18 protein-coding genes are annotated in these 25,157 nt (G+C 43.6%); 12 read left to right on the top strand and 6 right to left on the bottom strand.

The genetic code is table 11. The features are described 5' to 3' along the window. The first annotated feature begins 344 nt into the window (after nucleotides 1–344). Both ACTXGO_RS01100 and typA read left to right on the top strand, forming a co-directional pair. Nucleotides 345–1,544: an OmpA family protein gene (locus ACTXGO_RS01100; RefSeq protein WP_317200168.1), complete on the top strand. Its 1,200-nt coding sequence runs from the start codon at nucleotides 345–347 to the stop codon at nucleotides 1,542–1,544. Nucleotides 1,545–1,836: 292 nt separating this feature from the next. Beyond that, a complete protein-coding gene (gene typA, locus ACTXGO_RS01095) occupies nucleotides 1,837–3,687 on the top strand; it encodes a translational GTPase TypA (protein WP_443542497.1) in 1,851 nt (616 codons plus the stop codon). 112 nt (nucleotides 3,688–3,799) lie between these two features. On the opposite strand, the gene ACTXGO_RS01090 is transcribed toward typA, so the two are convergent. The 6 genes from ACTXGO_RS01090 to cysM form a co-directional block, all read right to left on the bottom strand. Then, nucleotides 3,800–4,240: a hypothetical protein gene (locus ACTXGO_RS01090; RefSeq protein ID WP_443542499.1), complete on the bottom strand. Its 441-nt coding sequence runs from the start codon at nucleotides 4,238–4,240 to the stop codon at nucleotides 3,800–3,802. A gap of 129 nt (nucleotides 4,241–4,369) precedes the next feature. Then, nucleotides 4,370–5,287: a bifunctional DNA-formamidopyrimidine glycosylase/DNA-(apurinic or apyrimidinic site) lyase gene (gene mutM / locus ACTXGO_RS01085; protein ID WP_443573183.1), complete on the bottom strand. Its 918-nt coding sequence runs from the start codon at nucleotides 5,285–5,287 to the stop codon at nucleotides 4,370–4,372. 64 nt (nucleotides 5,288–5,351) lie between these two features. Further along, nucleotides 5,352–7,889: a RelA/SpoT family protein gene (locus tag ACTXGO_RS01080; RefSeq protein ID WP_443573182.1), complete on the bottom strand. Its 2,538-nt coding sequence runs from the start codon at nucleotides 7,887–7,889 to the stop codon at nucleotides 5,352–5,354. Between the two features lie 307 nt (nucleotides 7,890–8,196). Next, on the bottom strand, nucleotides 8,197–9,756 hold the full coding sequence (gene rlmD / locus ACTXGO_RS01075; RefSeq protein WP_443542504.1) for a 23S rRNA (uracil(1939)-C(5))-methyltransferase RlmD: 1,560 nt from the start codon (nucleotides 9,754–9,756) through the stop codon (nucleotides 8,197–8,199). A 34-nt stretch (nucleotides 9,757–9,790) separates the two neighbouring features. Next, entirely contained in the window at nucleotides 9,791–10,609 is an 819-nt protein-coding gene (locus ACTXGO_RS01070) for a 3'-5' exonuclease (protein WP_435950259.1), read from the bottom strand. An 89-nt stretch (nucleotides 10,610–10,698) separates the two neighbouring features. Next, on the bottom strand, nucleotides 10,699–11,634 hold the full coding sequence (cysM, locus tag ACTXGO_RS01065) for a cysteine synthase CysM (protein ID WP_435950260.1): 936 nt from the start codon (nucleotides 11,632–11,634) through the stop codon (nucleotides 10,699–10,701). Nucleotides 11,635–11,934: 300 nt separating this feature from the next. On the opposite strand from cysM, the gene ACTXGO_RS01060 reads away from it, so the two are divergent. The 10 genes from ACTXGO_RS01060 (at nucleotide 11,935) to tsf (ending at nucleotide 25,069) form a co-directional block, all read left to right on the top strand. Beyond that, nucleotides 11,935–15,417 carry an ATP-binding protein gene (locus ACTXGO_RS01060; RefSeq protein ID WP_443573181.1) on the top strand — a complete coding sequence of 1,161 codons (3,483 nt, stop codon included), beginning with the start codon at nucleotides 11,935–11,937 and terminating at the stop codon, nucleotides 15,415–15,417. 105 nt (nucleotides 15,418–15,522) lie between these two features. Further along, nucleotides 15,523–16,335 carry a crotonase/enoyl-CoA hydratase family protein gene (locus ACTXGO_RS01055; protein WP_443542509.1) on the top strand — a complete coding sequence of 271 codons (813 nt, stop codon included), beginning with the start codon at nucleotides 15,523–15,525 and terminating at the stop codon, nucleotides 16,333–16,335. 270 nt (nucleotides 16,336–16,605) lie between these two features. Then, nucleotides 16,606–17,781, top strand: a complete 1,176-nt coding sequence (locus tag ACTXGO_RS01050) for a multidrug effflux MFS transporter (RefSeq protein WP_435951007.1) — start codon at nucleotides 16,606–16,608, stop codon at nucleotides 17,779–17,781. 383 nt (nucleotides 17,782–18,164) lie between these two features. Further along, nucleotides 18,165–19,034 carry a substrate-binding periplasmic protein gene (locus ACTXGO_RS01045; RefSeq protein WP_443573180.1) on the top strand — a complete coding sequence of 290 codons (870 nt, stop codon included), beginning with the start codon at nucleotides 18,165–18,167 and terminating at the stop codon, nucleotides 19,032–19,034. 77 nt (nucleotides 19,035–19,111) lie between these two features. Then, the gene (locus ACTXGO_RS01040; protein ID WP_443573179.1) at nucleotides 19,112–21,352 is read left to right on the top strand and encodes an ATP-binding protein; all 2,241 of its coding nucleotides are present in this window, start codon (nucleotides 19,112–19,114) and stop codon (nucleotides 21,350–21,352) included. Between the two features lie 9 nt (nucleotides 21,353–21,361). Continuing rightward, nucleotides 21,362–21,724 carry a response regulator gene (locus ACTXGO_RS01035; protein WP_317200155.1) on the top strand — a complete coding sequence of 121 codons (363 nt, stop codon included), beginning with the start codon at nucleotides 21,362–21,364 and terminating at the stop codon, nucleotides 21,722–21,724. 49 nt (nucleotides 21,725–21,773) lie between these two features. After that, entirely contained in the window at nucleotides 21,774–22,223 is a 450-nt protein-coding gene (locus ACTXGO_RS01030; RefSeq protein ID WP_317200154.1) for a chemotaxis protein CheX, read from the top strand. 36 nt (nucleotides 22,224–22,259) lie between these two features. Further along, a complete protein-coding gene (locus ACTXGO_RS01025) occupies nucleotides 22,260–22,709 on the top strand; it encodes a chemotaxis protein CheX (RefSeq protein WP_443542513.1) in 450 nt (149 codons plus the stop codon). Between the two features lie 440 nt (nucleotides 22,710–23,149). Then, complete coding sequence (gene rpsB / locus ACTXGO_RS01020; RefSeq protein ID WP_435950268.1) at nucleotides 23,150–24,007, top strand: 30S ribosomal protein S2; 858 nt, start codon at nucleotides 23,150–23,152, stop codon at nucleotides 24,005–24,007. A 177-nt stretch (nucleotides 24,008–24,184) separates the two neighbouring features. After that, nucleotides 24,185–25,069 (top strand): translation elongation factor Ts, encoded by an 885-nt coding sequence (gene tsf, locus ACTXGO_RS01015; protein ID WP_317200151.1) that lies wholly within the window; start codon nucleotides 24,185–24,187, stop codon nucleotides 25,067–25,069. Nucleotides 25,070–25,157 lie beyond the last annotated feature (88 nt).

Below are 25,157 nucleotides of genomic sequence, written 5' to 3'. Positions count from 1 at the left end.
TTTTACCAATAGAGAATAGCTACTATCTGTACTAAAATGCACAAGCTCAATAGGTGTTTATTAGTGCATATACTATTGACGTCTAACATTCATGTTATTAGAAATAATACGTATGTTAGTCATCCGTAATTTAAACTGGCTATTGTGTTTTAGTTACGACATTATCGTGTAATAATGTGTAGCTGCTCGACGAAAAAAGTTGTAAAGTCAATTGATAGTCGCTAAGCTACTCCTTAATTGGTTTTGTTGCAAAATGACACATTTTCAAAAAAACTTGTCATGAGCACATGTTAGTAAGTAACATCGATTAACGCATCATTTAAATTATCCTTTGGAGAAAGTCCATGAAATTGAATAAGATTGCCCTAGCTCTGTTTGCTGTAACAGCAGCACCACTAGCTGCTAATGCTGGTGTCACTATCAGCCCATTGTTACTTGGTTATCACTACGCTGAAGGCGCTGACGATGATCAAAGAGAAACATTACTCAATGATAATGGTAACGGCGATAGATACAACAAAGAAGATGGTCTGTATACTGGTGCCGCTTTAGGTATTGAGTTGACTCCTTCTACCCAATTCCAAGTTGAGTATGGTGTATCTAACACTGATGCTGAAAGTCAAAATGGTGCTGACAACCTAGATGCAGAACAAGAAATGATCACGGGTAACTTCTTAATCGGTACTGAAGAATTTACTGGTTACACTGATAGCGCATTAAAGCCATATATGCTAATTGGTGCTGGTCGATCTAAACTTGATATCGAAGATAACAACGGTGATGAAGTTGCTAATTCTACTGATACTATTGGTAACCTAGGTTTAGGTGCTATGTATCGTATCAATGATGCACTAAGCCTACGCGGTGAAGCTCGTGCTATTCACAACTTTGATGAGAACTGGTGGGAAGGCATGGCTCTAGCGGGTCTAGAAGTTGTCCTTGGTGGTCACTTAGCGCCAACAGTAGCTGTTCCACCAATCGAAGAGCCTATGATTGAGCAGCCAGTTGTTGATACTACGCCTATCGTAGTTATCGATCCTGAAATGGACTCTGACGGTGATGGCGTTGTAGATAGCTTAGATGCATGCCCAGGCACACCAATGAACCAAGTTGTTGACGCTCGTGGTTGCCCGGTAGAAGTTATTATCGATGATGCTCTAAAAATGGAGCTTCGTGTCTTCTTTGACAACGATAAATCTAACATCAAAGCACAGTACCAGCCTGAGATTGCTAAAGTAGCTGAGAAGATGCGTGAGTATCCAAACTCTACCGCTCGCGTTGAAGGTCATGCTTCAAAAACAGGTCCATCAGCACGTTATAACCAACGTCTGTCTGAAGCCCGTGCCGTCGCAGTGAAATCTATGCTAACTAACGAGTTCGGCATTGCACCTAATCGTCTATCGACTGTAGGCTATGGTTATGACCAACCAATCGCTTCTAACGATACTGAAGAAGGTCGTGCTATGAACCGTCGTGTTTACGCTATCATTACTGGTAACAAAACAATGACTGTAGAGCAAACTAAAGATATGGTTATCAACTAATCATTCATCTGTAGCAAGTTCTAAATAAAAAAGTCACCTTCGGGTGGCTTTTTTTTGTTTTGATATTGCACTGCTCAGTTATTTTATAAAAAAGGCAGTGCATTAATGTTATACTAGCCGCCCAAATACTTTGCAGATTGGCAAAGTGTTCTCTAGCACAGCTACCTGTACGATAAATTTGTGTATTATCATAGTTTTACTTATTATTTAAACTTAGTAGATCTACATCATTATTATATTCAGCGGCGCTTATTGCTACTGCATTCTTATTAAGACAAAACGAGCATTTTATATGGCGAACGACATCCAACACCTGCGTAATATCGCAATCATTGCCCACGTTGATCATGGTAAAACCACTTTGGTTGATAAACTTTTGCATCAATCAGGCACTTTTGGCGACCGTGCTAACATTGCTGAGCGTGCGATGGATTCAGGTGATATCGAGCAAGAACGTGGCATCACTATCTTGGCTAAGAACACAGCCATCAAATGGCAACATCCAAGTAAAGACATTGAATATCGCATCAACATCGTAGATACCCCAGGTCACGCTGACTTTGGCGGCGAAGTTGAACGCGTTATGTCTATGGTTGATTGTGTACTACTAGTTGTCGATGCTGTAGACGGTCCTATGCCGCAAACTCGCTTTGTCACTCAAAAAGCATTTGAGCAAGGCCTTAAGCCAATTGTTGTCATTAATAAAATTGACCGTCCAGGTGCACGACCTGATTGGGTTATGGATCAGATATTTGATTTGTTCGACAACCTGGGCGCAACGGATGAGCAGTTAGACTTTCCAGTTGTTTATGCCTCGGCCCTAAATGGCGTTGCTGGTCTAGAAGCGGATAATTTAGCTGATGATATGACACCACTGTTTGAGACTATCGTAGATGTGGTACAACCGCCACAAGTTGACGCCGATGCACCGTTTCGTATGCAAATATCGAGCCTCGACTACAATAGCTTCGTAGGGGTTATCGGTATCGGTCGTGTTCAACGCGGTAGAGTCAAAACCAATACGCCAGTGACTATTATTGATAAGAATGGCAAGACTCGTAATGGTCGTATCCTCAAGATTATGGGTTATCACGGTCTTGATCGCATCGATGTTGAAGAGGCACAAGCTGGTGATATCATATGTATCACAGGTATCGACGCTCTTAATATCTCTGATACTATCTGTGATCCTGCTGCAGTTGAAGCATTGCCGCCGCTAACTGTTGATGAGCCTACAGTATCGATGAATTTTCAGGTTAATAACTCACCTTTTGCAGGCCTTGAAGGTAAGTTTGTAACCTCGCGCAATATTCGTGAGCGCTTAGAGCGTGAATTGATTCATAACGTAGCGTTACGTGTAGAAGACACAGAGTCTCCTGATAAATTTAAAGTATCAGGTCGCGGCGAGCTACACTTATCTGTATTGATCGAAAACATGCGCCGTGAAGGTTTTGAATTGGGTGTATCTGGCCCAGAAGTTATCGTCAAAGAAGTCGATGGCAAGTTGCAAGAGCCGTACGAAAACGTTGTCTTTGATATCGAAGATGAGCATCAAGGCTCTATCATGGAGCAAGTTGGTCTACGCAAAGGTGAGATGACTAATATGGAGCTCGATGGTAAAGGTCGCATGCGTATTGAGGCGACTATGCCAGCGCGCGGACTGATTGGCTTTCGCTCTGAGTTTTTGACCCTAACTTCAGGTACGGGAATTATGACGTCAAGCTTCTCTCACTATGGTCCTCAAAAGATCGGTGATGTTGGTGGTCGTACAAATGGCGTACTCGTATCTATGGCCAAAGGTACTTGTCTAGGTTTTGCACTGTTCAACCTGCAAAAGCGCGGCAAATTATTCGCTGAACCGCAGCTTGAAGTATACGAGGGTATGATCGTTGGTCTAAACTCACGTAATGATGATATGGCTGTCAACCCAACAACGGCTAAACAATTGACCAACGTTCGTGCTAGTGGTACTGATGAAGCACTAACACTAACGCCTGCTATCAAGTTTACCCTTGAGCAAGCGCTTGAATTTATTCAAGATGATGAGTTGGTTGAAGTAACACCAAAAGCTATTCGATTGCGTAAACGCTACTTGACTGAAAGTGAGCGTAAGCGTCATGGTCGTAGCAAAAAGGGTGCTTAGTTTTAGCCGGTACCCAACTTAAACAGTCAGACATAAAAAAGGCCAACGTGATGTTGGCCTTTTTTTATTGTCAAAATATACCGTTGATGCAGACAAATCTTAACGGCGCAAGTTAGGGAGTCACAACGACATAATCATTGGTGTTGATCAAAATCTCAGAGGGCTGATCAACAACGATACGTACGATGTTGTCATCAACCACTTGTGACTTGTAATAATTGTCTTCGGCAACCGTACATCCTAAGCAGCGACTCATCGCATCCCATGGCTCAACAAAGAGTTTTCGTTGAGCTTGATCAGCATTACCGCCAATAACCGAGAAGGGCAGACTGACTAAGTAGGCTGCAGTACCAGTCACTGCAGCGACCAGTTGTAAGGGTTTACCTACTACTGTATCTACAATCATCGTATCGTAAGAAGGACCAAAGTCTGTTTCATCAATCTCTATCGCAGCGGACGCTGTATGCATCATAGCTGTAGTTAAAACAAGGCTAGTAAGGGCGATAATAGTGCGATCTCTGATAGCACGCAGTGAATGGGCTTTGACTGTCATGATGTGATCCTAAAGCTAACAATGAGTATAACAAAAGTATGTGATTATGCTATTAAAGCAAGATGTACAGTGATAAGCAACACAAAAGCTCATAATCAATTCATTTGGCTGCAATAAACCTTTGATAAGTTAAAGTGTTTGGCACTCTGGACAAAAAACACTAGCACGGCCATTGAGCTTAATACTGTCTAAATCGGCATTGCAAGAAGGACATGCCTCTCCTTGACGACCATACACATTTAGAGTTTGCTGGAAATATCCGGTCTCGCCACTGGCAACGGTAAAATCGCGTAAAGTGGAGCCACCAAGAGCGATAGCCTTGTGCAAGATAGTCTTGATATGCGTAACTAGTATAGATAATTGCTTGTAGGACACTTCATTAGCAGGCGTAGCTGGATGAATACCTGCTAAGTATAAGCTTTCGGTAGCATAGATATTACCCACACCAACGACAACTTGTTGTTCCATGATGACAGATTTTATAGCGCGCGTGATTGGTCGTCTTGCAGTTACCTTGCGCGAATTAGGATCTGATGGTTTATGTTTTGCTGCATCAGTCCGCTGAATGAATTGATAGAGATAATCTGCATCAAAAGTTTCTGATAAAGGTTCAAGACCTAGGTTGTCTAGTAGCTTGCCCTTGTAGTCTTGGTGCCATAATACAGAACCAAAGCGTCTTGGATCATGATAATGCAGCTGAGTAAGCGCGCCATCATCATCTCTAAAAGTAATGATGAGATGATCGTGTTTGCGCTTGTCTGCACCGCTAGCATGCTGTTGTAAGCTTCCTGACATACCAAGATGCACGAGCAACTGGCGCACCTCTTTATCAAAACCATTACTTTTGGAGGCCACAGGAGCAAAGTCTAAAATCAAGTATTTAGCGCGTCTTTGCACGTCTACTAATACGTGATCGACCAAGTCATTTAAGTCGTCGGGCATTTGCCAACGCAGCTTTGGCTGAAATACTTGTACTTTTGTAACCTTTTGACCAAGTAGAGGCGTTAGGCTTGTTTTTGTAGTTTCAACTTCAGGGAGTTCAGGCATAAGGGTTCAAAACGTTTATATGAGTAAAAAATAAAGTAGGGTTAACAATGCATTTGCAAAGCTATCAAGCTACTGCACGGCGGGCGTGCAAAATACCATGTTGCTGTTCAAGTTTAGCCAGTAGTTTAGACAAGTGCACAAGGCCCGCCACTTCAATATGAAACTTTAAAAAGGCAATATTATCGTCTGTACTCAAAGTTTCAACTTTACGAATATTGACATTTTCTCTATCAATAATTTGCGTTAGATCACGTAATAGTCCGCGTCTATCATAAGCTTCTATATGAATATCAACAGGCTGATAACGACCAGATTTGAACTGCCAACTGGCAGCAATTTTACGCTCAGGATCGCGCTCGATAAGGCGTAAGTATTCAGGGCAACCGCGATTATGCACACTAATGCCGCGAGACAAAGTCACATATCCTGCGATCGGCTCCCCATGTACAGGATGACAGCAGCCAGCGAGATGGATTTCTGTATTATCGAGGCCAGCGATAGAGATTTTATAAGCGTCAGGCTTGCCAGCAAGATTGTTGTCTATGTTGACGATAAAATCTTCTTCGGGTTTTTCAGGCTCTAGATGCAGCTGACGAGAGATGTGCGCGGTCAGCTGATTGAGTCCGATCTCACTGGTAACCAAGCCGACAAGAATATCATCGGCATGATTAACGCTAAAAAACTGCGTATAATCATTAAGGTCTATGCTATTAGGATGTACAGATAAGCGTTCGAGCTCTTTTGCTAGCATGTCCCGACCGATCTCAATATTTTTGTCGCGGTCTTGTTTATTGAACCATTGGCGCAGCTTGGAGCGGGCGCGGCTGGTCTGTATATAACCTAAGGAGACCACAAGCCAATCGCGATTAGGCTCGCGCGTCGCTTTGGTAATAATCTCAACCTGCTCGCCAGTTTTCAGCTGATAAGTGAGCGGAACATAACGCTGATTGACGCGCGCCGCCTGCGCTCGATTACCCACTTGTGTATGAACATAATACGCAAAATCAAGTACGGTCGCCCCTTTTGGCAGCTCAGTAATATCCCCGTCACGACTAAAAACATAGATACGTTCAAGCTCATCAAAATCAACGATGTGCTCTTCATCTTCAAGCTCAGTAAAGGCAATGCCGCCTAAATCGTCCTCAATGGTCAAGGCCGAGTCTGAACGATTGCGAACCTCATTATTCAAAGAGAGCAGGTGACGCAAAGAGCTGATTTTTTGATTAAAGTAAGTATCTTTTTTATTCTTTAACCCCTCTTTGTAATTGACATGCGCGCACATGCCAAGCTCAGCCTCAAAATGCATCTCATGCGTACGAATCTGTACTTCTAACGACTTGTTTTCTGCGATAACGGCAGTATGCAAGGATCGATAACCATTAGATTTGGGATTGGTAATATAATCATCGAACTGCTCTGGTATATAACGCCAAAAGCCGTGAACCAAACCTAAAACATGATAGCAGTCTGATGGGCAGTTGACCAAAACTCGAAGCGCACGAATGTCATAAAGCTGATCAAAAGATAAGCCTTTAAGCTTCATTTTGCGATAAATAGAATAGATGTGTTTGACGCGTCCTGATACCTCGCCTTCGATATTAGCATCAATCAAAGCTTCGCTCAGTTTGTTCTGAACACGCTGGATATAGGACTCACGCTCACTGCGCTTTTCAGAGAGTAATTTGGCGATCTCTTTGTATCTATCAGGAGCAAGATGGCGAAATGCCAAATCCTCAAGCTCCCATTTGAGCTGAGCAATACCAAGACGATGGGCGAGAGGCGCATAAATAGTCATGACCTCACGTGCCACTCGGCGTTGACGCTCCTCATCAGCGAAATTTAATTCACGCATAGCAAAGGTGCGCTCAGCTAATTTAATGAGCACCACGCGTACATCGTTGGTCACTGAGATGAGCATGCTATAGATGTTAGATAACTGTTCGCGCTGATTGTTAACGAAATGATCCTCTAGGCGCTTACTGCTCTCAATAATAGCGGACAGTTTTCCCATGGCTAAGGTGTCTTTAACTAATGTTGCGATATCAGCGTTGAAGTGCTTTTGGATATCTGCCAGACTAATCATCGATTTACGAGCGCTACGATAGAGCATAGCGGCGACCAAAGCGTCTTCATCTTGATACAGGTAAGTTAAGATATCTGCCATACCAATACCGGTCACATAGGCACCTGAGCGCTCAGACTCGCTAGTATTCATGCGACTACGGATAAACTCGCAGGCATCACTTAAAATAGGAACAGATTCCTGCCCAATACGCTTAGCAACATTATCTAGCCAAACAGGGACATCGATATTGGCATCATCGATGTCTTCTAATGGGATGTTGGATTTTTCGAGTAGCTCATTGTTCGAGTAGTCATCTTTGATAGCAGAATCGTCTTGCTCAAAAGAGATTGAGCGATCAAAGGTGGTATGTAGTTTGTGGGTCGCCAATTGGGCTTTGATATCTAGCGGTATTTGCGCGTAGCTATTGGCTGATTGATGAGAGCGCTGATTGGCAACCAACTGCGCTGCAAGCGAGGCACTATCAGTCTCTGTCATCTGTCCATCTACTAATGGTAATCCTTCACGAATTTTTACCATCGCCGCCTCCTTTTGCTAACCCTAAGTCATACTTCATCTTGCTAGATTTTTCGTCTGATTGCTCAAAACAAGTCACTTTTAAATAATGACAGCCGCCAAAAATCAATTTTTAGCAGCTGTTATCGAAATTTGAATAGTTATAAATGCTAACAACTACTAGGTATCTGCATATTATTATCTGATAAATATGAGTACCCAACGAGTATGTATTTTATTGTTCTCTCTTTAATTATCTCACTTTAGTGTCATCATACAAGACAGCCTGTGTAAGGAAATTAAAGTCAAACGTAACCTACACTCAGCTTACTCAAGCGATTTTCTCAAAGCGTGCGATAGATTCGACGTGACCGGTATGACAAAACATATCCATCACTCCTGCATGGGTCAGACGGTAGCCTTGCTCAAGTAGCGCTTTGGTATCGCGGGCAAGCGTTGCTGGGTTACAGGACACGTAAACAATACGCTCAGCATTGAATTTGGGCAGATATTGCATAATCTCCCAAGCACCAGAGCGCGGTGGATCGATTAGCAAAGCATCAAAACCTTGATTGGCCCAAGGCTTATCGGTGCAATCTTGAGTTAAGTCTTGTGCGTAAAACTCAGTATTATCGAGCTGATTGCGGCGCGCATTATCAGCGGCGCGCGCGGTCATAGCATCACTACCTTCAACCCCAACGACCGATCCTGTAGCTCCAACCAAACGCGCTAGTGGCAGGCTAAAATTACCAAGGCCACTAAATAAGTCCAATACGCGCTCGCCTGCTTTTAGATCTAGTAAATCACAAGCAAGTTTGGTCATTTGCCGATTGACCGAGAGATTGACTTGGGTAAAGTCAGTTGGAATAAATTCAAAAGTGAGATCGTACTCAGGTAATTCATAATACAGACGACCAAACTGCTCGCTCAGATCATCTTTATCGGTTAAAGCAATGCGCTCAATCGTATCTGCACCTTTAGATTGCAGATACAGCTGCCAGTTACGCGCTGCAAAAAACGCTTTGAGCTTATCGATGTCATTTGCTGATAAAGGCGCAAGGTTGCGGACAATTAAAGCAACGGGCTGATCACCATCAGGAAGATCCGGCAAATATTCACCCATCGCCAGCTCTAACTGAGCGATTTTGTCACGACTATCTAAAGTGCTAATAAGCGCTTTTAAGTTTTCAATCTCAAAGCCAATACGCGGATCTAGGATATGACATTCATTAAGCTCTGCCAAAAAATTGCTAGAGCGCTCACGAAAGCCTACCAGCGCCGTCTGTTTTTTGACCACATAACGCACGCCCAATCGCGCTTTGGTACGATAGCCAAGTCTGTCACCGACGACAGGGTCAAGCCAGTGGTCAGGGGCAACATGGGCTTGATGCATGAGCATCTCAGCGAGGACAGATTGCTTAAAGTTAATTTGCGCGTCAGGCTGCCAGTGCTGTAAGTTGCAACCGCCGCAAACACCAAAGTGCGGGCAGGGCGGTACGGCGCGCTCAGGATTGGGGTTTTTCGTTACCTCAATGGCGTCGCCTTCTTCGAAGCTGGCGCGGCTGTTGGTCAACTTGACTAAGGCGCTTTCACCAGGTAATGCAAAGCTGACAAAGACTTTTTTGCCATGTTTGTCCTGCGCGTGACCTTGCCGCTCATCAAAATCCTTGCCATAAATAGCGACGCCGCGCCCATCATGAGATAGACCATCGATAGTGAAGGGCAGTGGCTCTGCATCCTTTAGGCGGCGACGCGTTTTGGTCGAGGGTTTTGATTTTTTCTTATTAGGCGGCACTACGATGGTCTGAGAAGTTGTGGTCTGAGAGGTATCGTCGTTAGCGATACTTTGGGTATCTTGGTTATTCAAGGGTTGTGAATCGGTGGGTTGCATAAACCTGCCTTAGCATTAAAAAAGGAAAAAGAAGTTATAAAGAAGTGGACCAATCCGCAATAAAAGACTCGTGACGTAGACTACCATCCGCTTGCGTTAACGTTTTAAGATAGTCATGACTACGCTGTTGCCAGTCGCTAAAGCCTTGTGACGATAGTTGCCCTGTCAGTCGCAGCCAGCGCAAATAAATCAGCCAAGTATTCATCACATCAGACTCACAATACGTCGAGAGCGTCTGCCAATTGTCAGCCGCAACGAGTGCGCCGACCATACTACCATCGACGTCTGTCTTGCCAGGTAAGCCATAGAGGCTAGCGACAACATCCATCGCCTCGCGGCGACTAGCGCCGTACTGGCTCAATCTGTCCATCAAGTCTAAGTGACGGGTCTGAAAGCGATTGACATAATTGTTAAAACGCATGTTTTTGATACGCTCGCCTTCTTCAAACAGCCAAGGCGCTGACAGATCGTATTGCATCGCGCGATAAATAAGCACAGGAATATCGAACCCAGAGCCGTTCCAGCTAATGAGCTGCGGCAAGGTCTCAACCTCACTAAAAGCGCGAAAAAACTTTGCCAAAATGTCTTTTTCACTAAACTTATCAGCACTGAGTGAAAACAAAGAGAACTGCTCACCTTTGATATATAGCGCTGAGATACAGACAATACGCTGAAGGGGCAGACGCATAAAGTCATGACCTGCCTCTTGCAGGCGAATAGACTGGAGTGCACTCAGCGCCTCGCTATCACTTAGATCAGCCAATTGCGGATAAATACGGCGGGCAGCATCCGTATCGGCTACCGTCTCGATATCAAAAACAAGCACAGGGTTTGACGGTAGAGCTTGGGTCATAATAAATCCTAAAGGGTCATCTAAAAATCGGTCATCTAAAATGTTATGCCGTTATCAGTTTTAGCTAAGGTGTTTAGTAGCGATCATCTTTACTCAGCACGGTTATCGTCCACGTTATAAAGACCAGTCGATAGATAACGATCGCCTCGGTCGCAGACGATAAAGGCAATGACAGCATCAGGATTAGCTTTGGCAACTTGCACCGCTGCCCACGCTGCCGCGCCAGAGGATACGCCTGCAAAAATGCCTTCCGTCTTGGCAAGCTTACGCATGTAAATCTCAGCGATATGCTGATCGATATCCATAACTTCATCGACTAAGTCAGCATTATATATTCCAGGCATGTAAGCGGCAGGCCAGCGGCGGATACCAGCGATAGCCGCCTCCTCATCAGGCTGCAAGCCAATAATTTTGATCTCTGGGTTTTGCTCTTTTAGGTATTTAGATACGCCAGTGATCGTCCCTGTTGTCCCCATAGAGCTAATAAAATGAGTGATTTTGCCGTTAGTTTGAGCCCAAAGCTCAGGCCCTGTCGTGAGGTAATGCGCTTGGCTATTGTCAGGATTATTAAACTGATCGAGCACGATACCTTGACCATTCGCTTGCATTTGTAGCGCCATATCACGCGCCGCTTCCATGCCTTCATCGACATTGATTAAGGTTGCGCCATAGGCGAGCATGGCATCCTTACGCTCTTGAGTTGAATTTGTTGGCATAAGCAAAGTTATCGGATAGCCGCGCATAGCGGCGACCATAGCGAGGGCGATCCCTGTGTTGCCACTTGTCGCCTCAATGAGCATGTCACCAGGTTTGATATCACCGCGCATCTGTGCTTGATAGATCATGTTAAATGCAGGGCGATCTTTGACCGAACCTGCCGGATTGTTGCCCTCAAGCTTACCCAAAAGCTGCGCGCCATTAGTAATGTTTTCTTGTTCTGGCAAACGCTGCAATTTGACTAAAGGCGTTTGACCGACGCAGTCCGCTAATGTGCTAATCTGAGTGATAAAATCTGTAGACGACATACGGCATCCTTATATATTTTTAGATAAGACTAGGGTTGTCTTATAAGCGCCAGTAGCTCCTTAGTATTTAAGGCATAAAGGCGACTGACAAAAAGTGGGCTTATTATATCATTTTGTTTTTGGCAGCGCTTATGCCATCGACACCTATCTGTAACTAGGCTATCTGTAATTGAGTTAGTGCAAACGGGCAAATGGTATTGATAGCCCCTGTTATCATAAATGCTGCTAAAATACGGACATCAAAGTTTTAAGATTTTCAGACAGTCACAAAGCTCGCAGGATAATGGAGTCAAGCTACTCATGGCACAAAAAAAACGCTTTAATACCAGTAGCGCCTATGGTCAGCTGATCCTTTTGGTGTTTTTGCCGATATGTGTGTTGGCAATCGTTGGTGGTATCTTGGTATTTACTGAGACCATGCGCGCCAGTGATTCAGAGCAAGAAGCTTTAGCTGAGGCGGTGCTTATTCGCTACAAGCCTATGGTTCGAGACTTAGTACCACAATTATTAGCGCAAAAAAATCAAGCATTAGCTACGGACAAGGCTTCATCAGAGGCCGTAGCGGCTTTAGGAATTATCCGTGAAAAGCTAAGTCAAATGCAATCGGACCAGCATGTACAGCGCATCGCTATCGTTGACGATAACGATGAGATTTTGATGACTGTGGGCTATGGGGTGGAGGAGGCGTGGCCTGTTATTGATGTTAACAAGGACTTTTTATCGCAGCAGCCATCGCCTATTGGTACAGTATACGGCAGCTCGTTAGGTAGTTTTGACGGGCAAAAATTCTGGCTGCTCGTTGATATGGACAACCAGCCGCTCTATATCGCCCGTTACCGTATTGCCATGGCGCTAGCGATTACTGGTCTGTTTACGATTTTAATTTTGCTATTGACTCTAAACATCTATGCCAAACGCTGGATTGCACCTATTTATGAGCTGCGCTTGCAACTTCAGCGCACGCAGGTTGATAATTTGTACAAGCCTGTGCTGGTTGAGTCTGATGGCGAGCTTAATCTATTGCAACAAGATCTGGTCAGAACCTTGCGCCGTTTGCACTCAAGCTTTCAGGAGCTAAAAGACCACGCCGAGCAAACCGAAGATGATCTGCGCCTTGCTTTTGATGAGATGGAGATGCAGAACATCTCTATTAGAAATGCCCGCGATGCCGCCATCTCAACCAGTCAAGCAAAATCTGCGTTTTTGGCCAATATCAGTCATGAGCTCCGTACGCCGCTTAACAGTATTGATGGCTTTATTAATCTGCTCGCGCGTCACGGTGAGCTTAATACCGAGCAAGATTTGTACGTACAAACCATCCGCAAGTCCTCTGCACATCTACTGGCTCTGGTTCATGATGTGCTCGATTTTTCAAAGATTGAGGCGGGTAAACTCGTGCTCGATTGTCACGAGTTTGACCTTTATAGCACGGTTTATGACGTGGTCGATATGCTCTCGCCTGTGGCTTCTGAAAAAGGTCTGCGCATGGCAGTACTGTTCTATAACGATGTGCCCATGTGCATTAATGGCGATGCGCTACGACTTAAGCAAATATTGACCAATATCGTCGGCAACGCTATCAAATTCACAGATAGCGGCGATGTGGTGGTGCGCGTAAGCTTAGACGATCACAGAGATGATCATTTAATCATTAGTGTACAAGATAGCGGTAAGGGGATATCCAAGAGCGATCAAAAGATGCTGTTTCAAAGCTTTAGTCAAGGTGATCCATCAATTACTCGTCAATATGGCGGTACAGGTTTGGGCCTTGTGATATCCAAGCAACTCACTCGTCTTATGGGTGGTGACATTGGGTTTTATGACAATGCGCAAGAAAACATTGCTAATAAAGGCGCGACCTTTTGGTTTCGTATGCCAGCGCATGTCAATGTGCTAGAGGCAGCCGCTGAGCAAACGATTGATTTACCGAGACTTGCGCCGCTGGCAAGCGCTCATGATGAATTTAATGTGCTGGTTTGGATCAATCATGCCGCCTCCAGACAGGTACTCAAAGCCAGTTTGCACAGTTTGCCGATTAAACTGGTGCAAGCCAATTCTCTACCGGGCGTGCTGGAATCATTGAAGGAGCAGGGCAACTACTGGGATTGGGTCATTGTTGATGATGATACTCAAGACGATATGATGGCGCTACTCAAACAGATCCGTTTGCACTATCAAGGCAAACTTGCCGTATTTGGTTATCAAGTTGCTGCCGACAAAGCTTTATTAAACCGATACCAAGCCAATATTTTATATGAGCCGCTAGATAAGCGTCAGCTCTATACAATGCTCGATACCCGCAAGCGCCGCGCTATAGAGCAGATCAAAGAGCCACGCTGGACGGGTATGACGGTACTGGCAGTTGATGATCACCTGCCAAATTTGCTGGTTTTGGACGCGCTACTTAGCGAGCTTGGCATTCATGTTGTGACCGCTAATAGCGGCTTTGATGCCATAGAGATCATTAGTAAGCAACAAACCTCAGTCGAAAATATGAAAACGCTCAAACACAATTTGCATGACAAAACTCAGGTATCCAAAGCACAAAGCCGCGACACTCGTAGCCAGCTGCCACCAGAACTCACTAAGCAAGATAAGGTAGAGGAGGCTCTTAAGCATCATATCGATCTGATATTTATGGATATTCAAATGCCGCGTATGTCAGGACGTGAAGCTGCTGCGCAAATTCGTAAAATTGAGAACCCAGATAAACGTATTCCTATTATTGCTTTGACTGCGCACGGGCTCGCTGATGAGCGTGAGCAGCTGATCGCAAGCGGTATAGATGATTACGTGGGTAAGCCTATTAGCCAGCCGCAGCTCTTGCAAGTGCTGCAAAAGTGGCTTGGGCGAACCGCAAATTTCAACGACTCAGCGCTTGCTATTGAGCAAGGCGATTCTGGGGCTATTAAAGACGATACTAAAACACAATCTCATCCTCTAAGCATGTCAAAAACGCTCAACGCCAACCCTATAACTGATAACGACGAAAAACAAATCGAGGCCTTGATCACTGATGCGCATACGATTGAAAAAAGAACCACGCGACCACTGTCTCTCAAAAAAATCCGTGATGACTATCTGCGTGACAGTCAAACTAAAGACAACTACAAAGGCTACTATAAGGGTAGCTATAATCAAGAGCCTGCCTATAGACGCGAGGCTAGTTATGATTTTACCTCTACTACTCAGGTAAGTCAGAACGAAAATGAGCAGTCACAATCTCAAAATGACAACCCCTTTACCAAAGCTTCTTTTGTCAGACCGCCCTTTGTGCAACCTCCCCAAAGCTTGTGGTCACGCGACATCTCATCTGTAACTAATGCTCAAATGATGAGTAGTATCAATAGCCGTCATTTGCGTACGAATAGAGATTCTGACATTTTTGACTGGCAAGATGCATTGACTCGATCTGCGAATAAACCTGAGCTTGCAGCCAAGCTGATTACTATGATGCTCGATACTATCGATGACGAAAAAAAAGCACTGACCAAAGCTTGGCATGCTCATGATCGTAGCATGCTGGCGCAAATTGCTCACCGTATATTGGGTGCTAGTCGCTATACAGGCGTACCAGAGCTACGGCAGGCTAGCCAAGACTTAGAGGATAAGTGCTTATTAAATGTGCAGCATACGACGCCCGCTCAGTTGGCAATGCTCGCGCCTTATTATGAGGCGTTAATAAGAGCACTCAACCATTTACAAGCCCTTGATCTCTCTTCCTATCCGCAATTGAACTATCACCGTTTGAGTGAAAATGATATGACGTGGAAAATGATCTAATGTGATATCTGGGGTCAGTTATTGCGCTGACACAACGCCCTTAACCTTGCTATGATTGTTGTACCTATCTATTTGAGCATTTGCTACTTAACCTTAAGGATGATTATGCACCCTATCACCACTCATCAATACAAAGCGCTACAAGTTAGCGTAACTGACGATATTTTGACGGTTACGCTCAACAGACCACACAAAAAAAACGCTTTGAGCTTTGAGCTAGTCACTGAGCTGGTCAAAGTAGCTAAGCGCATTGATAAAGACAAGAGTCTGCGCGCGGTCATCATCAATGGTGCCGAGGGAACATTCTGCGCGGGTATTGATCTGGGTGATTTAAACAATCCTAAGAATCAAGCTTATGCCTTTTGGGAGTTAGTAAAGCCTTGGCAGAGTATGTTCCAACGCGTATGTCTCGTCTGGCGTGAGGTGCCAATTCCAGTGATCGCTGTATTAGAGGGTCATTGCATCGGTGCAGGATTACAGCTGGCACTCGCTTGTGATGTGCGCGTCAGTCATCCAGATTGTAAGCTATCTATTATGGAAGCTAAGTGGGGTTTGGTACCTGATATGGGTCTGACGCAATCCGCCTTTGGGGTGGTGCGAGAAGATGTGCTCAAGGAGCTGGCCATGAGTGCGCGCCTTATCGATGGTACTGAGGGCAAGACGCTAGGTCTGGTCAGTCACTGTAGTGATGAGCCGCTTGAACATGCGCAAAGATTAGCTGCTGAATTCGCCGAGCGTTCACCCGATGCGGTGCTGGCGAGCAAGCGCGTGATTAATGCGATGCATCAGCAACCTGCTATGACGCTATATAAAGAAAAAATGTGGCAACTCAAAGTCATGCTAGGTCGCAACCGCAAACTTGCCCTCAAAAAAGCCAAGGATGCCAGTATTACCTTTAACAAGCGTCAGTTTAGATAGTCGTTATGCATACTATAAACATATGTCTTTACTTCATATATTATAGTATCTTGTAAGTATATATCGCAGCTCAACCCCTTTACCTATTGAAATTCTAGCAGACAGTGCGATATAGCCTTGTCTGCTGTTTTTTTTGCGATTCCAAGCAGTATATATATTTATTTCATCAAATCATACGGTCTTGCTATGTCTACTCCAAATACCCCAATCAATCCTAAACCAGTAGCGAGCGAGCGTGTACGCTCAGCAGATCTGCCTGTTGCTTGGATTATGATGCTTGGGCTTATTGTTGCAGTTGGGCCTTTATCTATCGATATGTATTTGCCCGCGCTACCTTCTATGGCGGATGATTTTGGCGTATCGACCGCATTTATGGCCAACTCCGTACCCGCGTATTTTGTCGGTTTGGTCTTTGGGCAACTTATTTACGGGCCTTTGAGTGATCGCGTTGGCCGCGTCAAACCTCTATATTTTGGGATGACGCTGTATGTGATTGCCTCTATTGTCTGTGCACTGACTGATAGCGAGTATGTGCTGTTTGTAGGACGTACCGTACAAGCCCTAGGTGCTTGCGTTGGCGCAGTGGTCACGCGCGCGGCAATTCGTGACAGGTTGACCGCGAAGCAAACAGCAAAAGCATTCTCTATCATGATATTGGTCATGGGGCTTGCCCCTATACTTGCGCCATCGCTTGGTGCGCTGTTCTTGCAGTTTTTTAGTTGGCATTCTATCTTTTGGTTTTTGGCCGCTTTTGGGGCGTTTAATCTACTCCTCACTAAATTCTTTTTCTTTGAGACGTTAACAGAAGAGAATCGTAACGCGCGTCCCGCTAAAGAGGTGATGAGTCAATACTGGGATCTATTAAAGGATAGAAGCTTTAGTTATCCAGCTATAGGTGGCGGATTATTGATGGGAGCGATGTTCGTTTATATTAGCTCGGCATCTGAGCTTATCATGGATACTTATGGCGTTTCAGCGACGCATTTTGGCTGGTTATTTGGGATGAATGCGGCAGGGTTTGTGCTTTTAACTCAGCTCAATCAATGGCTCACCAACCGCTTTCGTATTCTAAGTATCTTGCGTTTTGGCGCGATGATGCAGGTCATATCAGCGGCCGCGCTGTTTGTTATAGGTATACTATTTGGTACTGATGCTTGGCTGCCGTTGGTATTGACTTGTATCTTCTTTTGTATTGCAGGACTGGGTCTTACGCAGCCTAACGCATCGGCTATTGCTCTAGCGTTTCAGAAAAAACGCGCAGGTATGGCAAGCGCGCTACAAGGCTCCTTGATGTTTTCAGTGGGAATATTTGGCGGGCTACTGCTCAATCTGTTCCCGGTTAATCCTGTGCTTAAGATTGGTATCGCTATGTTCTCACTTATGAGCCTTGGCGCTTATTTAATTTGGCAGATTGATCGTAACTTAAATTTGGATGATGCTGAGTAATATCTGTAGTCTTAATATAGCTTCACAAGAACTCAATATATTCATAATATGTTGAGTTTTTTTAGTTTTCAAACATGCTAGATACTTAATCAATAAATAAAAAAATATGCATATTTGTTTACTATTGCCAAAATCACAGAGCAGTAAGTTAATGTGAACTTTAACGTGAACGTTGTCCTTAATATATTTATATAAATAGATATTTATATTCATTTTGAGAGATATAAATCTCATTCAACTATTATAATTAAAATGTTGCAATTTACTTATGACCTTATTAGTATGTAATGTAACTAAATATTTACATTTTCAATATATGTGAAACATAAGCTTACTATTGAGACATAGTACTGGCTAAATGAATTTTGAATTAAGGGTCAATTATGAAGCAATTACTATACATTTTTCCAGTAATGATGAGCGTTAGCTTGTTAGGATGTAGCAATTCTGGCAATCCTGCTACTCAAGAAGTTGCAAATTCAGAAGGTACAACTGAAGAAGAGTTTGTCAGTAAATTACCTGATTCAGCGCCAGTAGTTCGGGTAGCTTCTGATTCAGATTTTGCTCCTTATGAATTTAAAGATGAATACGGTAACGTAAGTGGGTTTGATATAGATGTTATGAATGCTATTGGAGAGGATCAAGGCTTTCGAGTAGAGAACTATACCGATCGCTGGGAGGTGATCTTTGAGAATTTAGATAGCAAAAACCGGGATATGATTGCTGCAGCCGTTCCTTACAGTGCTGAGCGTGCCAGTAAATATCTGCTCTCAGATCCCTATGCGCCGTTGCCCTCTACGCTATTGTATCTAGATGAATCGCTAAATCTAAACTCTTTAAACGACTTAAGCAACGTCAGAATTGGTGTGCTAGATGATACAGTGCAGCATGAGTTTTTTAGCAGCGGTCAGTTCAAGGTAAAATCAGTTGAACCCTACATCACTACCTTTGCCGCAGTACAAGCGATGGCACAAGGAAAGGTTGACGCAGTAGCAGAGGATTCAGGAGCGCTGCGCTATATCATGGAAGATTTGCCAAGTCTACAACCTCAGTATTTTGATTACGAAGACTTAACCGCAGAAGCGGCTCGCAAAGTGTTAGTCATTGACAAAGATCAGCCTGAATTGCTAGTGAAAGTAAATGCTGGTCTCAAAACTATTAAAGAAAATGGTACTTACGGCAAATTAACGACTAAATGGTTCGGTGAGGATTTAACGTCTGCGGTATTAGAGCAAGAGAAGGCGATGCAATAATTCTTGTAATAACAAACTATAGGCTACTCTTGCTATTAAACAGTAAGTATATTTATCTATATTGAAAGGAATCAGCTATGGCTATCGCAAATATAAATGACGGTTCACGTTATCGCGGTTTAATCTTATCCATTGTAGCGTTTTTAACGCTCATTGGGGTTTTGCTCGCTTTTACTTTTTATACCTCAAGTATTCTTGAGCGCAATACAACCCTGGTTAACCTCTCCAACAAAACTGCGAACAATGCCCAAACGATTATTAAAGACTTGTTTGATTTGCAAAACAGTACTGGCGAACATATTAACTCGCCACACCAAGTACGAGTCAGAGAAAGACTTGAAACCAATACACAAGATATTGATCAGCTGTTAAAGGGTATGAGTAACGGCTCAAACTATATTAATAGCAATGGTACAACGATCAGTGTTCCTCAAATAAAAGGCGAGTATGAGCAAAACGCACTTGAAACTGCACAACAAGAGTGGGATAAGCTAAAGCCACTTATCGAAAACTATCTTGATGGTGCTGATGATATTTTAATTGACTCATCAAGTGAGCTTGCACTGGCCAATGATCAAGCTAAAACATCAAGTTTGCGTATGAATGACTCTTTAAACGAGCTGACCGATGAAGTTTATGCTCAGTCAGAAGCTCAGGCTAATACGATCCGTCTAGTTCAGCTACTAGGGGTTGCGGCAATCTTTGCTTACTTCTTAGTCTTTGTATTCTTCTTTGTCCGCCGCTTGCGTGAGACTGATGCTGAAGCACTAGCGGCTCGTCGTGAGACGCAAGAGATCATGCAAACGGTAAATACTGGTCTATTCTTGTTAGATAAAGACTTAAATATCGGACAACAGCATTCTCGGGCATTAAACAATATTATCGGTACTGACAATTTAGCGGGCGAGAACTTTACCAGTGTATTGCGTGGCCGTATCTCTGATAAAGATTTGACGACGACCAAGCAATTCATTGAGCAGCTATACAATCCGCGAGTAAAAGAAAAACTCGTCGACTCATTAAATCCATTGCACAAAGTGAGATTGCATAATGTATCAGGTGAGCAAGGTTCAGACAGTCGCTTCTTAGATTTTAAGTTCTCACGAGTTTATAACAATAAAGATATTGCGCGTATTTTGGTCAACGTTAATGACGTATCAGATGCCGTTTATCTTGAACAGCGCCTAGAAAAAGAGCGCTCACAAAACGATATGCAAATCGAGATGCTGACCACTATCTTGAACGTAAATCCAAAGGTGATTAACGAGTTCATCGATAACACCAAACAGCATATCGAAAAAATTAACAACATTCTAAAAAACCCAGGCAGCTCGCAATATGAGCTTGAAGGCAAACTTAAAGCCATTTATCGCGATATGCACAGTCTAAAAGGCGAGGCGTCTGCACTTAAATTGCATAGCTTTACTAAGATTGCCTCAGAAGCAGAAGACAAACTTCATGCGCTACAAAACCAAGGCACCTTATCAGGTAACGACTTTTTGCCGCTAGCCGTTCATCTAGATGAGCTCCTCACTTTGTCTAACACTATTGAAGCTTTAGGTGAGCGTATTAACCAATCATCTGCTGCTGCTACGCCAAGAGCTGTAGAGCCTCAAGTTGTAGCAGAACCAGCTGCGGCTCAGCCAGTTGCGCAAGTTTCTGAAAATTTGAGTACTCATAGCACAAGCGATAATACCTATAGCGCAAGCGATGACACCTATAGTGATGAGGGTATGGACATTGATTTGGATGATGATTCAGACGATGACTATATGCCATATTATCAAGAGTTCGCGCAAGACATTGCCACCAGACAAGATAAATATGTACAACTTCAAAGCCAAACTTTGAGTCATGTCAGTGTACCAGAGCGTCTTAAAAAACCCGTCAAAGAGATTAGTATTCAGCTACTACGTAATGCTATCGTTCACGGAGTAGAGACGCCAGAGGCTCGTAAATCAGCGGGCAAATCAAACGTTGGAACCATCGAGCTTGAGATGCAAAATGTTGGTCGAGACTTTGTCATCACTATCCAAGATGATGGTCAAGGTATCGATTACGATAGCATTCGCCGTAGATTGGTTGAAGGTAGCCGCTATAGTAAAGAAGAGGTTGCTACCTTTAGTCAAGCTAAGCTACTCAAACAGTTGTTCGCTTCAGGGTTCTCTACCAAGGAGTATGCTGATGAAGATGGCGGCCGCGGTGTTGGGCTAGACATCATCAAGTCTTTGATAAAAGAGCATGATGGTAGTCTAAACGTAAATAGTGAACTGGGTAAGATGACACGTTTTGTTATCAAATTACCAAAAGCCAGTTGAGAGTAAACTATGTATAAACTAATGATCGTTGATGATTCAAACATCATTCGAAACCGTATCCAGCGAGCGTATGACTCTGGCAACTTTATGCTAGTAGCGACGGCAACCAGTGGCGTGCAGGCGGTAGAGAAGTTCAATGTGCACCGCCCTGATGTGATTACGATGGATCTGACGATGCCGCAAATGGATGGCCTAGAGTGCATCGAAAAGATTATCGCCATTGATCCTGATGTACGTATCTTAGTCGTGTCAGCTTTGTCTGATAAATCTACTGGTATTGAGGCGCTATCGCTCGGTGCTAGCGGGTTTTTATGCAAGCCTTTTTCAGAAGAGGATTTGGTTGAGTCCTTACACGAATTGATGCAAGACTAATGAGCTGACGCAAACTAAGCTCATACCCATTAAATACAAGAAAAATACTATGAAAGAGCAAAAGCTACAGATTTTTTTAGATATTATTAGCCACTATTTTAACCAGTTTGGTAGCGAGGAGATGGTGGTAGATACGCCTTACTTGCTAGAAGGTAAGCCGCCTAAAGTGCTCGACTATACTGGCGTCATCGGTATATCTGGTGCACAAAAAGGGGTAGTGTATTTTTCGGCGACTCGCAAGCTACTATCTTCTATATTAAGTAGTATGGGCGAGAGGGATACTAGTGAAGCGATGTATATCGATCTAGCAGGTGAAGTGGCTAATACTATCGCTGGCAACGCGCGTACAGAGTTCGGTTCTGAGTTTCACATCTCTGTCCCTTTTGTGTTTAAAGGTGCGCCGCAAAGTATCGTTCTACCTGATGATGAGCGCTCTTTTATCATTCCTATTACTTGGTTATCACAGATCGGTGAAATCGTCGTTTGTCTTGAAGACTAATGCTTTAGCTACTGGGTATTATATACGGATAATATTATGATCAAAGTTGAAAAATTAGGGGTCTTTTTAAGCTCAATCGATGCCTTTTTTACACAGATTGGCACTGATAGTGTTTCACTTGACACTCCATATCTAAGTGATAATAAAGTCGCAGTAGGCTATGATTATAGCGGTATTATCAAGATATCAGGACCACTGACTGGGTGCGTTTATGTCAGTGCTCCGAGTAATATGCTGCGCGAGATTATCAGAATCATGGGTGAGCCTGACACGTCCCTTAAAATGATGAAAGATCTACTTGGTGAGATGGCGAACACCATATCAGGTAATGCCCGTACAGAATTTGGCGCCGACTTTATTATCTCCCCTCCCACTATCGTTGAGGGCGCGCCAAGCTTATCCTACCTACCCAATGATCGTCATAGCTATATAACGCCTTTTACTTGGCGTGGTCACGAGGCGGTAATAGGTATCTGTATTGCCTAAAGACGGTTCACTGCAATATAAAGTTGAACATGTTAAGTATAGTTGAACCACTACAAAACTGATAATAGTAGCGTATCTATTTTATTTCGAATCGACCATATTAAAACGACGCTCAGACGTCGTTTTTTTGCATTCTACTCTTTGTCTATTTTAGACTTGATGGATATCCACAACCTATAGATAGATTATTCGTACGATTTAAATAACTAGAGATTGCTACTTAATATATGATAAAATACAGCGCAGCTATTTTTTGATAGTGCATTTTTTAACCAACCAATGACACACACATCATGGCAAAAAATTGCTGGGTGTTTGGCGACTTGATTAATTTGCATAAGCCTTTTTATTTACCTTAAAAAACGCTTTGCAAATGCGTGTCGCTAGATAGGCAGTTTTTGTGATGTGGAGGCATAACCCAACCAATAGGACATTTTTACATGGCAAATGACAACCCAACACAAATCGCAATGCGCGACTTACTCCAAGCTGGCGCTCACTTTGGTCACCAAACTCGTTTTTGGAATCCAAAAATGGGTCCTTATATCTTTGGTGCCCGTAATAAGATTCACATCATCAACCTAGAGCATACCGTAAAAGCGTTTAACGAAGCCTTGACTTACGTAAACGGCTTAGCAGCTAAGAAAAACAAGGTACTATTTGTAGGTACTAAGCGTGCGGCAAGCGGTATCATCCGTGAGCAAGCACAGCGTGCTGGCATGCCATACGTCGACCATCGCTGGTTAGGTGGAATGCTGACCAACTGGAAAACACTACGCCAGTCAATCACTCGTCTAAAAGAGCTTGAGAAGCAAGCGGAAGACGGTACTTTTGCTAAGCTAACTAAACGTGAAGCTCTAGAGCGTACACGTGATATGGAAAAGCTTGAGCGCTCATTAGGCGGTATCAAAGACATGGGCGGCCTACCTGACGCTATCTTCGTTGTTGACGTTGATCACGAAGCGATTGCTATTAAAGAAGCTAAAAATCTAGGTATCCCTGTGATCGGTATCGTCGATACAAACTCTAATCCTGACAATGTTGATTACATCATCCCTGCTAATGACGATGCTATTCGCGCCGTGACTTTATATGTCAGCTCTATGGCTGATGCGATCATCGCGGGTAAAGAGTATGCACAAACGCAAGCGGGCGGCAAAGCGGATCAAGAGCAAGCGTCTGAGCAAGCACCAGCGGATAAGCAAGCACCTGCTACCGAAGAGTCAGCAACTGCGATTGAGCAACCTGCCAAAGCACCTGCGGTTGAAAACCCAGCCGAAGCACAAACTGATCTATAAGTCTTAACTAAGCGTAACACTAACTTATTGTTAGTGACCTATTTAATATCAATAAGGGGCATGATGAAGGTTTACTCGTCATGCCTTTTATACAATAAATAGTCTTTTTAGGCGCTATTATTCGTTAAGCAAACCTATATTAAGCATTTTCACACACAACAAATAGAGGTAACTCTTATGACAGACGTAAAAGTATCTGCCAAAATGGTAAAAGAATTGCGCGACCGTACTGGTCTTGGCATGATGGAGTGCAAAAAAGCACTAGAGGAGTCAAATGGCGATGTTGAAGTTGCCATCGATAACTTGCGTAAATCGGGTCAAGCAAAAGCGGCCAAAAAAGCAGGTAATATCGCTGCTGACGGTGCTATCATCATCGCACAAAACGACAAAAAAGCATTCTTGGTAGAAGTTAACTGCCAAACTGACTTTGTCGCCAAAGATGACAACTTTACAGCTTTTGCTGAAAAAGTCGCTAATATCGCTTTAGAAAACAATACGACTGACGTTGAAGCTATCAATCAATTGCCATATGGCGATGGTCAAACAGTCGAAGAAGCTCGCGTATCACTGGTACAAAAAATCGGTGAGAACATCCAATTGCGCCGCGTTGAGACGCTAGAAGGCGATAACCTTGCCTCATATCGTCATGGATTACGTATCGGTGTGGTCGTATCTTTTGAAGGTGGTAATGCTGATACTGGTAAAAACCTTGCTATGCATATCGCCGCTTTTAACCCAGTAGCGGTAGATGACGAAGACGTTGCTGCAGACGTATTGGCTCGTGAAAAAGATATCATTGAAGCCAAAGCTCGCGAATCTGGTAAGCCTGATAACATCGTTGAAAAAATGATCGAAGGCGGTCTGCGTAAGTATCTTGATGAAGTGACCCTACTGCGTCAGCCATACGTCATGGACAACGACAAAAAAGTCGGCGACGTACTAAAAGCTGAGGGCGTTAAAGTATTAGGCTTTAAGCGCTTAGAAGTTGGCGAAGGCATTGAGAAAAAGCAAGAAGATTTTGCTGCAGAAGTTGCTGCAACGCAAGCCGCTGCAAACAAGTAAGCCTGTATCAATAAGCTAAGTAGATAGCATTAAACCTATCTTAGTTAATGTAGTGCTCTATACTGCATATAGACAAAAAAGATGTAGA

The organism is Psychrobacter sp. T6-1, assembly GCF_052258445.1.
This window is presented reverse-complemented; position numbering and strand designations above follow the sequence as displayed.

Coding starts and splice junctions, on each gene's coding strand:
- ACTXGO_RS01100 (WP_317200168.1), top strand. CDS start 345: ATGAAATTGAATAAGATTGCCCTAGCTCTGTTTGCTGTAACAGCAGCA.
- typA (WP_443542497.1), top strand. CDS start 1,837: ATGGCGAACGACATCCAACACCTGCGTAATATCGCAATCATTGCCCAC.
- ACTXGO_RS01090 (WP_443542499.1), bottom strand. CDS start 4,240: ATGACAGTCAAAGCCCATTCACTGCGTGCTATCAGAGATCGCACTATT.
- mutM (WP_443573183.1), bottom strand. CDS start 5,287: ATGCCTGAACTCCCTGAAGTTGAAACTACAAAAACAAGCCTAACGCCT.
- ACTXGO_RS01080 (WP_443573182.1), bottom strand. CDS start 7,889: ATGGTAAAAATTCGTGAAGGATTACCATTAGTAGATGGACAGATGACA.
- rlmD (WP_443542504.1), bottom strand. CDS start 9,756: ATGCAACCCACCGATTCACAACCCTTGAATAACCAAGATACCCAAAGT.
- ACTXGO_RS01070 (WP_435950259.1), bottom strand. CDS start 10,609: ATGACCCAAGCTCTACCGTCAAACCCTGTGCTTGTTTTTGATATCGAG.
- cysM (WP_435950260.1), bottom strand. CDS start 11,634: ATGTCGTCTACAGATTTTATCACTCAGATTAGCACATTAGCGGACTGC.
- ACTXGO_RS01060 (WP_443573181.1), top strand. CDS start 11,935: ATGGCACAAAAAAAACGCTTTAATACCAGTAGCGCCTATGGTCAGCTG.
- ACTXGO_RS01055 (WP_443542509.1), top strand. CDS start 15,523: ATGCACCCTATCACCACTCATCAATACAAAGCGCTACAAGTTAGCGTA.
- ACTXGO_RS01050 (WP_435951007.1), top strand. CDS start 16,606: ATGATGCTTGGGCTTATTGTTGCAGTTGGGCCTTTATCTATCGATATG.
- ACTXGO_RS01045 (WP_443573180.1), top strand. CDS start 18,165: ATGAAGCAATTACTATACATTTTTCCAGTAATGATGAGCGTTAGCTTG.
- ACTXGO_RS01040 (WP_443573179.1), top strand. CDS start 19,112: ATGGCTATCGCAAATATAAATGACGGTTCACGTTATCGCGGTTTAATC.
- ACTXGO_RS01035 (WP_317200155.1), top strand. CDS start 21,362: ATGTATAAACTAATGATCGTTGATGATTCAAACATCATTCGAAACCGT.
- ACTXGO_RS01030 (WP_317200154.1), top strand. CDS start 21,774: ATGAAAGAGCAAAAGCTACAGATTTTTTTAGATATTATTAGCCACTAT.
- ACTXGO_RS01025 (WP_443542513.1), top strand. CDS start 22,260: ATGATCAAAGTTGAAAAATTAGGGGTCTTTTTAAGCTCAATCGATGCC.
- rpsB (WP_435950268.1), top strand. CDS start 23,150: ATGGCAAATGACAACCCAACACAAATCGCAATGCGCGACTTACTCCAA.
- tsf (WP_317200151.1), top strand. CDS start 24,185: ATGACAGACGTAAAAGTATCTGCCAAAATGGTAAAAGAATTGCGCGAC.